Source organism: Nocardia sp. NPDC058497 (assembly GCF_042720195.1).
Lineage (GTDB): Bacteria > Actinomycetota > Actinomycetes > Mycobacteriales > Mycobacteriaceae > Nocardia.
In genome coordinates, this window is the sequence record NZ_JBHXMY010000170.1 from 1 (window position 1) to 10772 (window position 10772).

The 10772-nt window shown below is 70.2% G+C and carries 11 protein-coding genes and 1 pseudogene; 7 read left to right on the forward strand and 5 right to left on the reverse strand.

Annotated features, from left to right (window positions below; translation table 11 throughout):
• The coding region (locus tag ACFWPJ_RS14160) for a flavin-containing monooxygenase (protein WP_378851013.1) at positions 1–1138 on the reverse strand (1138 nt) is incomplete at its 3' end.
• Between the two features lie 333 nt (positions 1139–1471).
• Here ACFWPJ_RS14160 and ACFWPJ_RS14165 point away from each other — a divergent pair.
• From ACFWPJ_RS14165 to ACFWPJ_RS14175, 3 genes and pseudogenes are all read left to right on the forward strand, one after another.
• A pseudogene (locus tag ACFWPJ_RS14165) lies at positions 1472–2022 on the forward strand (LLM class flavin-dependent oxidoreductase); the annotation flags it as partial.
• Positions 2023–2283: 261 nt separating this feature from the next.
• Positions 2284–2898, forward strand: a complete 615-nt coding sequence (locus ACFWPJ_RS14170; RefSeq protein ID WP_378851015.1) for an HAD family hydrolase — start codon at positions 2284–2286, stop codon at positions 2896–2898.
• A 109-nt stretch (positions 2899–3007) separates the two neighbouring features.
• Positions 3008–3553 carry a class I SAM-dependent methyltransferase gene (locus ACFWPJ_RS14175; protein ID WP_378851017.1) on the forward strand — a complete coding sequence of 182 codons (546 nt, stop codon included), beginning with the start codon at positions 3008–3010 and terminating at the stop codon, positions 3551–3553.
• Here the strand turns inward: ACFWPJ_RS14175 and ACFWPJ_RS14180 are convergent.
• Genes ACFWPJ_RS14180 through ACFWPJ_RS14190 form a run of 3 tightly spaced genes read right to left on the reverse strand, consistent with a single transcriptional unit; the run spans position 3541 to position 6169 of the window.
• The gene (locus tag ACFWPJ_RS14180; RefSeq protein ID WP_378851020.1) at positions 3541–4284 is read right to left on the reverse strand and encodes an SDR family oxidoreductase; all 744 of its coding nucleotides are present in this window, start codon (positions 4282–4284) and stop codon (positions 3541–3543) included. The genes ACFWPJ_RS14175 and ACFWPJ_RS14180 overlap by 13 nt on opposite strands.
• The gene (locus ACFWPJ_RS14185; RefSeq protein WP_378851022.1) at positions 4281–5249 is read right to left on the reverse strand and encodes an alpha/beta hydrolase family protein; all 969 of its coding nucleotides are present in this window, start codon (positions 5247–5249) and stop codon (positions 4281–4283) included. Before ACFWPJ_RS14185 ends, ACFWPJ_RS14180 begins: the two co-directional genes overlap by 4 nt.
• Positions 5246–6169 carry a zinc-binding dehydrogenase gene (locus tag ACFWPJ_RS14190; protein WP_378851025.1) on the reverse strand — a complete coding sequence of 308 codons (924 nt, stop codon included), beginning with the start codon at positions 6167–6169 and terminating at the stop codon, positions 5246–5248. The genes ACFWPJ_RS14185 and ACFWPJ_RS14190 overlap by 4 nt, the downstream gene beginning before the upstream one ends.
• Positions 6170–6270: 101 nt before the next feature.
• Here ACFWPJ_RS14190 and ACFWPJ_RS14195 point away from each other — a divergent pair, with 101 nt between their 5' ends.
• The 4 genes from ACFWPJ_RS14195 to ACFWPJ_RS14210 all read left to right on the forward strand — a co-directional run bounded on the left by ACFWPJ_RS14195 (position 6271) and on the right by ACFWPJ_RS14210 (position 9766).
• Complete coding sequence (locus tag ACFWPJ_RS14195; RefSeq protein WP_378851027.1) at positions 6271–7194, forward strand: LysR family transcriptional regulator; 924 nt, start codon at positions 6271–6273, stop codon at positions 7192–7194.
• 138 nt (positions 7195–7332) lie between these two features.
• Complete coding sequence (locus ACFWPJ_RS14200; RefSeq protein ID WP_378851030.1) at positions 7333–7770, forward strand: DUF4247 domain-containing protein; 438 nt, start codon at positions 7333–7335, stop codon at positions 7768–7770.
• A gap of 41 nt (positions 7771–7811) precedes the next feature.
• Positions 7812–8237: a DUF350 domain-containing protein gene (locus ACFWPJ_RS14205; RefSeq protein ID WP_378851033.1), complete on the forward strand. Its 426-nt coding sequence runs from the start codon at positions 7812–7814 to the stop codon at positions 8235–8237.
• Entirely contained in the window at positions 8237–9766 is a 1530-nt protein-coding gene (locus tag ACFWPJ_RS14210; RefSeq protein WP_378851036.1) for a polyamine aminopropyltransferase, read from the forward strand. The genes ACFWPJ_RS14205 and ACFWPJ_RS14210 overlap by 1 nt, the downstream gene beginning before the upstream one ends.
• 18 nt (positions 9767–9784) lie before the next feature.
• Here ACFWPJ_RS14210 and ACFWPJ_RS14215 read toward each other — a convergent pair.
• The coding region (locus tag ACFWPJ_RS14215; protein WP_378851039.1) for an NAD-dependent epimerase/dehydratase family protein at positions 9785–10772 on the reverse strand (988 nt) is incomplete at its 5' end.

The following is a 10772-nucleotide window of genomic DNA, read 5'->3' on the forward strand; positions in this document are numbered from 1 at the left end:
TCGGGATGTCGGAGTACAAGACGCTCTTGTAGGCGACGGTCTCGTTGAACTTCACCGGCTCGTCGTCGATGCTCATGGTGATGCCGCCGACCATCTGCACGTTCAGGCCGGTGGCGGTGACGATGATGTCGGCCTCGAGCTCCTGACCCGACTCGGTCAGGATGCCTTTCTCGGTGAACTTCGCGATGCGGTCGGTGACGATGTCGGCCTTGCCGCTCTTGAGCACCTTGAACAGGTCACCGTTGGGCACGACGCACAGGCGCTGATCCCACGGGTTGTAGCTCGGGGTGAAGTGGCGCAGGTCCACGTTCTTGCCGACCTGCAGCCGCACCTGTGTCAGCATCAACTTCTTGGCCAGCTCGGGGTTGGTGCGCGAGAGCTGGAAGCTGGCACGCTGCAGCGCGATGTTGCGGGCGCGGCCGATCTTGTAGGCGATCTGGTCGGGCACGCGCGACTTCTTGAAGCCGACCGCGACCGGGTCCTCCGACGGCAGCGCCTGGATCCAGGTGGGCGAACGCTGCAGCATGGTGACGTGCGCGGCGTCGTCGGCCATCGACGGGATGAGCGTGATCGCGGTGGCGCCGGAACCGATGACGACGACCTTCTTGCCCCTGTAGTCCAGGTCCTCGGGCCAGTGCTGCGGGTGCACGATCCGGCCCTGGAAGTCGTCCTGACCGGGGAAGGTGGGCTGGTAGCCCTCGTCGTAGTTGTAGTAGCCGCTGGCGCCGACCAGGAAGTTGGCGGTCCAGGTCTCGGTCTCGCCGGTCGCCTCGATCAGGGCGGTCACGGTCCACAGTGCCGAGGCGCGGTCGAAGTCCGCGGTGACGACCTTGCGGCCGAAGGTGATGTGGTCGGTGACGCCGTATTCCTTGGCGGTGTCCTCCACGTACTGACGGATGCTGGCGCCGTCGGCGAGGACCTTGGTGCCGATCCAGGGACGGAACCCGAAGCCGAAGGTGAGCATGTCGGAGTCGGAGCGGATGCCGGGGTACTTGAACAGGTCCCAGGTGCCACCGACGTTCTCGCGGCGCTCCAGGATCGCGTAGCTGCGTCCGGTCTGCTCGCGGGTGAGGTGACAAGCCGTGCCGATTCCGGACAGGCCAGCGCCGATGATCAGTACGTCGACATGCCGCGTCATTGAGGAAACTCGTTTCGTAGGGTCCGTCGCCGCTCGCGCATCGTCGCCCGAGCCTCCGCCAAGATTACGTGTTTCGCATAGTTACGTCTAGTTCGGTTCGGCCGCGCCGTGGCGTGTCGGGGGGGTTGCACGCACGGTGATCCGAATCCGTGACGTCGTCGCCGTGGCCGGTCAGAGTCGACAACCAACTCCCATCACCGCGACGAAAAGGCGGACATGACCGAGCGCGGACTGTCGTTCCACCGGTTCCTGCCCACGTTTGGCGATTCGCGCGGGCTGGTCGCAGGCGGACACGGCAGCTTCATGTCCGGCGATCGCCCGGCCACGCTGCGCTATCTGACCTGGGGTGAACCACTCGACGGGGTGGCGAAGAAGCTGGACTGGATCCGGGGCTGGCCGCGATCGAGGGCCGCACCGTGGACTTTGGTCTGCGCATCCACGTGATCAGCCGTGATACCGCCGCCGAGGCGTGGGCGGAGGCCGACCGGCTGCTGGCGGGCATCGCGCCGGGCGAGATCGCGCGGGTGCAGGCCAGCCTCGCCACCAGCGAGTCCGAGGGACAGCGCCGGATGGCGCAGCTGCACAACGGGCGCACCGACGGGCTCGAGATCGCCCCCAATCTGTGGGCGGGGGTCGGTCTGGTCCGTGGCGGTGCGGGGACGGCGCTGGTCGGCGCGCACGCGGAGGTGGCCGAGCGGCTGCTCGAGTACGCCGGGCTCGGGATCGACCACTTCATCCTGTCCGGGTATCCGCATCTGGAGGAGGCGTACTGGTTCGGGGAGGGTGTGCTGCCGATTCTGGAGCGCAAGGGCGTGTGGCGGCATCCGTCCCGGCCCGTGGCGGTGCCGGTGGTCGCGCCGTTCACCGCGGCGGCCAGTAGCTGACCATGGCAGTCGGTGCACAGTGGCAGTCACTGCCGGTGACCGTGCATTCCTCCCTGTCGAACCGGCGAACGGGGGCAGTGACCTCGTATTACCGCGTTCGCCCCGAAATCGCCATACCTTCCGACCATCGGTGCAGTGATGCACGCTGTGCATCACACAACCGCACTCCCCCAAGCGTTTTCGGCATCGAGTGCATCCGGCGTTCCACGTGAATCAGCCCGTCACCAGGGGGTGGTCAGCGTCGGCGATACGCTCGGTCTCGTGACCCTCACCGTCGGCTTCGATCTCGACATGACCCTCATCGACTCGCGTCCCGGTGTCGCCCTGGCGATCGACACCCTCGCGCGCGAGTTCGATCTGCCGATGGTGGGCAGCCACTTCGCCGACCACCTCGGACCACCGCTGGCCACCCTGCTCGCCGACGCGGGCGCCCCCGACGACCTGATCCCCCACCTGGTCACCCGGTTCCGCGCGCTCTATCCCGATGTCGTCCCCCACATTCCCGCGCTGCCCGGCGCGACCGCCGCGCTCGACACGGTGCGCGCGGGTGGCGGACGCACGCTGGTGGTCACCGGCAAGTTCGAGCCGAACGCGCGACTGCACATCGACCATCTCGGCTGGACCATCGACCGGCTCGCCGGTGACCTCTGGTCCACCGACAAGGCCGATGTCCTGCGGGCCGAGTCCGCGCACGTCTTCGTCGGCGATCACGCCGGGGACATGCGCGGCGCCAAGGCCGCCGAGGTGCTCGCGGTCGGCGTGACAACGGGCCCCTATGACGCCGACGGATTGCGGGCCGCGGGCGCCGATGTCGTCCTCGACGATCTCACCCAGTTCCCCGACTGGCTGGCCGGCTACGCGGCGGGCCGCGGATAGGACCGGAACCGCCTGCGCGCGGACGGGTCCCGGAACCTCCGCACGGTCCCGCCCGTTGTCGTGGCATGTCGACGGACCCCTACTGGAATCACAACACGCAGTACCACCCGTGGATCCTCGAGCAGGTCCCCGCCGAGGCCCGCACCGCACTCGACATCGTTGCGGCGACGGCCTGCTCGCCCGCAAGCTCGCCACCCGCTGTGACGCCGTCCTCGGCGTCGACATCGACGACACCGTGATCGCCACCGCACCTCCGGTGCCCACCGTGCATCTCGAACGGGCCGACTTCCGCGAGCTCGACGACACCTTCGACATGGTTACCGCGGTCGCGACCCTGCATCACGTTCCGCTTCGCGACGGCATCGCGGCGCTACGCCGGCTGGTCGCGCCCGGCGGCACCCTCGCGGTGGTCGGTCTGTGGAAGATGCATCCCCTCACCGACTTCCACTATCTGCCGTTGCTCCCCGCGATCCGCGGCCTGGACTGGTGGCGTCGCCGCGAACTCGGCGGACCCGGCGCCGCTGTGCGCGATCCGCAGGAAACCCTGTCCGAGATCCGTTCGGTGGCCGGTGAATTGCTGCCCGGCGCGCAGATCCGCCGCCGCCTCATGTGGCGGTACACCCTCGTATGGCGCCGACCGCGTCAGCTCGGATAGGCCGCCACCAGACCGCCGTCGACGATGATGTCCTGGCCGTTCACATAGGACGCGTCGGTGGAGCCGAGGAAGGCGACGAGGGCGGCTATCTCGTCGGCCGTGCCGAAGCGGCCGGCCAATACCCTGCCCGCCGCCATGGCCGCGAAATCCTCGCTCATGGCGCCCGCGGACATGGGGGTGTCGATGTAGCCGGGGCTGATCGAGTTCACCCTGATTCGGCGCGGGCTCAGTTCGGCGGCCAGGGTGCGGGCCAGGTTGTGCACGGCGGCTTTCGTGGCGGCGTAGAGGGTGAGGGCGCTGTCGGCGCGGTGCAGGGTCCACGAGGCATTGAGGACGACGGATGCGCCTGCTGTGAGCAGTGGCAGGGTCTTCTGGACGGTGAAGAACACGCCTTTGAAGTTGACGTCGACGGCGTGGTCGAAGGTGTCCTCGGTGATGTCGGGGAACGGTGCGAAGGTGCCGGTCCCGGCGTTGGCGAAGATCAGATCGAGGCGGCCGAAGCGGGTCGCGATCGCCTCGGTCAGAGCGTCCAGGGCAGTGAGGTCCGCGGTGTCGGCGGCGATACCGGTTGCCTGCGGGCCCAATTCGGCCGCGGCGGCACGCACCCCCTCTTCGGTGCGGCCGGTGACGACGACCTGGGCGCCTTCCTCGATCAGGCGGCGGGCGGTCGCCAGGCCCATGCCGCTGGTGCCGCCGGTGACGAGGGCGATCCTGTCGGTGTAGCGGTTCATGCGAGTCCTTCGGTGAGATGGTCGGCGAGGGTGGGGAGCCAGGCCTGCTGGTTGTTGCCGACGAGGTGATCGCCGCCGGGGACGCGGAGATAGCGGCCGTTCGGGGCGTGATGGGCCAGAGCCGCGCCGTCGGTGACGCCGGGGATGATGTCGTCGCCGCCGTCAACCACCAGGAGCGGACAGCGCAGCGTCGGTGCGCGCCCGGTGAGGTCGACGGTGGCGGCGAACGCTGCTGCGGCGGCGGGTGATCCGGCGCGGCGGGTCATCAGGTCGCGGACGGGGTCGGGCAGGGCCGCCCAGTCCAGTCGGTAGGGCCCGCTTACGGTGGCGGCCACGATGATGCGCGGGTCCCGGGCTGCGGCTGCCGCGGCGTAGTAGCCGCCGAGGCTCAGCCCGACGACGCCGACCCGCGCGACACCGAGCGTGTTGATCGCGGCGCTGATGACCGTCGAATAGTCGCTGGTGAGAACCGATGTCGCGGCGCGGCTACCTTGCCCGGGACCGTCCATGGCGAAGACCGCGACACCCCGCGCGAGGAGTGCGTCGGCGAGGACGTGGAATTCGTCTTTGCTGGAGTCGAGGCCGGGCACCACGATGACCGTGCCCGCCACGTCGTCGGGGCCGCGCAGGATGCCGGTGAAATCGGGACCGGTGATCCGTCGCGCTGTCGGTTCCAGCAAGGAAAAGCCTTGTTCGGCAGCGGAGTCCGCCGCTTCGACATGGGCCGCGTGGTTCTCGTCGGGGACGAGTGTCGCCAGGTGCGACCAGCGGGCCGCCATCAGAAGATGGTGGCCGCGGGTGATCGCCGAACCCGGCGCTGTCCGGAACCTGGCCGCGGCTGCCGCACACGCCGGTGCCCAGTCGGCGGGCGTGACGATCTCGGCGCAGGTCCGCCGGTAGTCGTGCGGATCGATACCGGCGCCGGTGGCCCGGCTGAACAGGGCCTCGACCAGTTCGGCGCTCATCGGGCGGCACTCGTCGTCAGCACGGCTTTGCCGCGCACCCGGCGTTCCCGCAGGTCGACGAGCACCCGCGCGGTCTCGGACCAGTCGGCGACCAACCCGACCTCCGGATGCAACCGGCCGTTGTCCACCCACCGCACCAGGGTGTCGAGATCGCGGCCGTATGGTCCGCCCGCGTAATGGAAGTGGCGGATCGTCGCGTTCTCGGGGCCGGCGAAGAAGTCGAAGAAGTTCAGCGTCGCCGGGGTGCGGCTGGCCTGCCCGAACCAGATCAGGGTGCCGCCGGGCCGGAGCCGAGACAAGCAGGCGGCCACCGCGGAACCACCGGTCGATTCGAGCACGAGGTCGAACGGGCCCGCTGCGTCCGCGATGTCGTGCACCACGTGGGTCGCGCCGAGTGCCGACAGTCGGCTGCCACGTTCCGGCGTCGCCGTCACCGCGGTCACCTCGGCGCCCGCACCCGCGGCCAGTTCGGTGACATAGTGCCCCACCCCGCCGGACGCCCCGGTCAGCAGTATCCGCGCACCCGGCACGGCGCCCGCCGCGCGCAGCAGGCGCACCGCCGTGATCCCGGCCAATGGCAGGGCCGCCGCCGTGACCGCGTCGAGCGCGTCGGGCAGGACGGCGAGCGCATCGGTCGGCACCGTCACGTAGTCGGCCCAGCCACCCAGCGGCGGATGGCCGACCACCCTGGTCCCTATCGGCGGGCCCGACCCGTCGGCCGCGGCCTGCACGACCAGTCCGGCGATGTCCTTGCCCGGCAACAGATCCGGGTGCGGGTTCTCCAGCAGGAACGTCTCGCCGCGATTCGGGGCGAAGGCTTCGACGCGCACCAGCGCCTCGTCGGAGCGCGGCACCGGTTCGGCCGCCTCGGTGAACGCGACCGGTCGCTCCGGATCGCCGGTCGGAATCAAACGCTGCATGCCCCGAGGTAACCGCCGCGCGGACCCGATCGGCCAACAACCCGGCGACCGCCCCGACAACGATCGGTTGTCGCCGCTGGGTACGGCTACTGTCGACGACTGTGGATCTGGATCTGGCGACCGTGCGCGCCTTCGTGTTCGTCGCCGAGGAACGGCATTTCGGCCATGCCGCCGCTGCCCTCGGACTCAGCCAGCAAGTGCTGTCCAAACGGGTGGCACGGCTGGAATCGACCCTCGGTGTCCGCCTCCTGGACCGCGACCATCGCGGGGTGCGGCTCACCGACGACGGTGCCCGCTTTCTGCCGGGCGCGCAGGAAACCCTCGAGGCGAACGACCGGGCCGTCGCCGCGTTGCGGGCGGAGCAGCGTCCCCTGCGCGTCGACGTCTGGGGACACCTCTACGCGCCGCTGCGCACACTCGCCGGGATCGCGACCGCGCCGGGCGCGCCGCCACTGGAACCCGGTCACGGGCGCGACCTGCCCGCCGTCGCCGCCGCACTCGCCCACGGCGACATCGATGCCGGATTCGGCCGGGTCCATCCGCCGCTGCCCGCAGGACTCACCCACCGCCTGATCCGCCTGGAACCCGTCGACGTGCTCGTCAGCGCCGACCATCCGCTGGCCGCGGCCACCGAACTACGCCCCGACCAGTTGCGCGGCAGCGTCCTGCACACCCCGGCCGCGCTGGACCGCCTCGATTTCCTGGCCCGTTTCGCCGACCGATTCGGTATCGACGACCATCGCGCCACCCCGAATCTCGGCCTGGCACCGATGCTGTCCGCGCTGGCGGCCGATCCGCGCGGCTTCGTGCTGCTGCCCGCCGACGTGCCGACACCGGAAATCCCCGGCGTCCACGCGATCCCCCTCGTCGATCCGACGCCGCTCTACGCGTGGTCGCTGATCTGGCGCACCCGCCCCGAACCGCTGCAGCTGGAAGTCCTGCTCACCGCCCTGGTCCGGGCGGCGGGCGAACGGAGGTGGCTCGACTACGATCCGGCCCGCGACTGGCTGCCCGCCGAGGCGTAGCCACCGCATTGCGGGCGGAAAGGTTTTCACCGCGGGCGCACCGGGTGATACAGTCCGGCCAGTTTTTCACGGGGAGGGTTTTCTCATCAGCGCATCGCCGACAGTCGTGCGGCGCACCGGTTCCGGGGCGTCGTGACGATGAATCGCACCAGATGGATCGTGGCCGGCATTGTCGCCGTGGTCGTTGCCATCGTCGCCGTGATCGTGGTGGTCGTGGTGACCCGCGACCAGGATCCGCGGGAATTCGTTGCCGAGCGCTATCAGCGCGCCCGCCAGCTCGACCAGGTCAACGACGGGCTCGCGTTCACCGCGGCCGCCGCACCGGCCGCCGTCGCCGCCGCCATCGCCAAGGCCACCGACCCGCGCGACCGCCGCAACACCGGCGACAACCACTACCTGCGCTTCGACTCCGACCTCGTCGCGGTGTCGCCGCACGCGGGCGGTTCGCTCGTGCTTGTCGACAGTCTCGCCAACGGCACCCGCCGCCACCACGCGCACACCAGCACCTACGGCTGGAACAGCGGCTCCGCGGCGGGCGATTTCCGCGGCGGCGGCAGCGACAACGGCGGCAAGTAGTTCATCGAGGCGGCTCGCCTCACACAGCACAGGAGGACCTCATGCTCGCCGACCTGGCGGCGGACGCGGGCGCCGCGCTCGCCTATTCCGCGGTGGGAATCGTATTGATGGCTGTCGGATTCGGCATCGTCGACCTGCTCACGCCCGGCGATCTGCGCGCCCAGATCTGGCTGGAACGCAACCGCAATGCCGCGATCCTGCTCGCCTCGAACCTGTTCGGCGTCGGCATCATCGTGGCCACCGCCATCTGGACCTCCGAGGGCAAGATCGCGCAGGCGCTGCTGGCCAGCGCGACCTACGGCGTGATCGGCCTGGCCGCGATGGCGCTGGCGTTCGTGCTGCTCGACGCGCTCACCCCCGGTGATTTCCGGGCCGTCGTCGCCGACCCGGAACCGCATCCCGCGGTGTGGGTCACGGCGTCGGCGCACGTCGCGGTCGCGCTGGTGGTGGCCGCGGGCCTCACCTGATGCCCGTGCACCGCCTGGCCAGGGCGGCGCTGCTGGCGACCGTGTTCGTCTGCGCCGCCTGCGGTCTGGTGTACGAGCTGTCGCTGGTGACCCTCGGCAGCTACCTGATCGGTGACACCGCGGCGCAGGCCTCGATCACGCTGAGCGTGATGGTGTGCGCGATGGGAGTCGGCGCGCTCGCCGCGAAACCGTTGCGGGCCCATGCCGCTGCCGCGTTCGTCGCGGTGGAGCTGGCGCTGGCCGTGATCGGCGGGCTGTCCGTGGCGGCGCTGTATGCTAGCTACGCCTGGCTCAACGTCTACACCGGCACGCTGGTGCTGGCCGCGGCGGTGATCGGGATGCTGATCGGCGCCGAGATCCCGCTGCTGATGGAGTTGCTCCAGCAGATCCGCAAGCAGGAGGCCAGTGGCGCGGTCGCCGATCTGTTCGCCGCCGACTATGTCGGTGCGCTGCTGGGTGGCCTGGCGTTCCCCTTCCTGCTGTTGCCGGTGTTCGGGCAGATCCGCGGCAGTTTGGTCGTCGGAGTGGTCAATGCCGTCGCCGGACTGGCGTTGGCGTTCTTCTTCTTTCGCGCCCAGATGACGCGCGCGGCCCGGCATGTTCTGGTCGCCGCCACCGTGGTGGTGGCGTGCGGGCTCACCGGCACCTACGTCTACGCCGACCGGTTCGAGGCGACCGCGCAGCAGGCGCTGTTCGCCCATCCGATCGTCTGGCAGACCCGCACCCCGTACCAGCAGATCGTGCTCACCGAATCGTTCTCCCCGTTCGGCACCACCGACACCCGGCTCTATCTGAACGGTGGGCTGCAGTTCTCCTCGGTCGACGAGTATCGGTATCACGAGGCGCTGGTGCACCCGGTGCTCGCCGGCGCGCGTCGCTCGGTGCTGGTCCTCGGCGGCGGCGACGGGCTGGCGCTGCGCGAAATCCTGCGCTACCCGGACGTCGGCCAGGTGACGCTGGTCGAACTCGACCCGGCGATGATCGAGCTCGCCCGCACCGACGAACGCCTGACCACGCTCAACCAGCACTCCTTCGACGACCCGCGGGTACAGGTCGTCACCGCCGACGCGTTCACCTGGTTGCGCGGCGCGCCAGGGCTTTTCGACGCGGTGATCGTCGACCTGCCCGACCCCGACCAGACCTCGGTCGCCAAGCTGTACTCGAAGGAGTTCTACGCGATGACGGCGAATGTGCTGGCGCCCGGAGCCCGTATGGTGGTGCAGTCCGGGTCACCGTTCTTCGCGCCACGCTCCTTCTGGACCATCGACGCCACCCTGCGGGCGGCCGGGCTGCGCACCACGCCGTACCACGTGGATGTCCCGAGCTTCGGCGACTGGGGGTTCATCCTCGCCGCGACCGGGGAGAGCCCGGCACCGGCGCTGCGCTCCCCCGGCCCGCTGCGTTCCCTCGACGATCGCACCCTCACCGCGGCCACCGTGTTCCCCCCGGACCGCCGCGCGGCCGATCCCAACGTGTCGACCCTCATGCACCCGGTGATCCAGGACCTGCAACGGCAAGAATGGCGTTGACGCTCAGGCTGATCCCACTCACCGGGTTCCGGCCTGCGCCGCGGGTGCCGCCCGCCGCGCACCGGGCGTGGTGACGATGCCGAAGGCGATCAGGCTGTCTGCGGTGTCGTGGATCGTGTCCTCGATCGGGCGCATCGTCCAGCCCAGTTCCCGCCGGGCCTTCTCGGCGCTGACGTGTTCGGTGCGGCCCAGGACAGGCACCGTCAGCCGGACGCCCTTGTCGAACACCGCGACCAGGCGGACCAGCCAGTTCGGCAGTACCCGGGTCGGAACCCGGAAGCCTTGCGGGTTGTAGTCACGCGCCAGCAGCCGGGCGAGGTCACCCATCCACAGCGGTTCGGCCGCGCAGATGTACCGATTGCCCGCCGCGGCAGGCACTTCCATCGCCAGCCGGTGCGCGACCGCCAGGTCGCGGACGTCGACCGGCGTCCAGCCGGTGCGCACCGAACCAGGCACGTCGCGGTTCAGCAGACGGCGCACCGGTTCGTGCGAGGTGCTGGTCGTCGCGTCGAGCAACGGACCAAGCACCATTCCCGGATTCACCGCGACGAGCTCCATGTCGCCGTCGAGTGATTCGACGAACTCCCAGGCGGCGCGCTCGGCGAGGGTCTTGCTCTTCTGATACGCCGGGACACGGTCGACGACCGACCAGTCGGCCTCGGTGCGCACTTCGTCCACGTCATGGCCGTAGGCGACGGCGGCCACCGACGAGGTGAGCACGACGCGCCGCACCCCGGCCGCCGCGGCGGCGCGCAGCACCCGCAGTGTGCCCTCGACTGCCGGCCCGATCAAGGCCTGCTCGTCGTCGGGAGGCGTGGACGGGAACGGCGAGGCGACGTGCAGCACCGCGTCGCAACCCGTCACCGCCTCGGCCCAGCCGGTGTCGTCATCGAGGGTGGCGGCGACGAACTCGAGGTCGCCGCCGAGGCGGCGGGCCAGCTCGGTCAGGTGGGCCCCCTGTGCGGGCGCGCCGCGGTCACGCACCGTGCCGCGGACCGCGGGACCC

Coding starts and splice junctions, on each gene's coding strand:
- ACFWPJ_RS14180 (WP_378851020.1), bottom strand. CDS start 4,284: ATGAACCGCTACACCGACAGGATCGCCCTCGTCACCGGCGGCACCAGC.
- ACFWPJ_RS14185 (WP_378851022.1), bottom strand. CDS start 5,249: ATGAGCGCCGAACTGGTCGAGGCCCTGTTCAGCCGGGCCACCGGCGCC.
- ACFWPJ_RS14190 (WP_378851025.1), bottom strand. CDS start 6,169: ATGCAGCGTTTGATTCCGACCGGCGATCCGGAGCGACCGGTCGCGTTC.
- ACFWPJ_RS14200 (WP_378851030.1), top strand. CDS start 7,333: ATGAATCGCACCAGATGGATCGTGGCCGGCATTGTCGCCGTGGTCGTT.
- ACFWPJ_RS14205 (WP_378851033.1), top strand. CDS start 7,812: ATGCTCGCCGACCTGGCGGCGGACGCGGGCGCCGCGCTCGCCTATTCC.
- ACFWPJ_RS14210 (WP_378851036.1), top strand. CDS start 8,237: ATGCCCGTGCACCGCCTGGCCAGGGCGGCGCTGCTGGCGACCGTGTTC.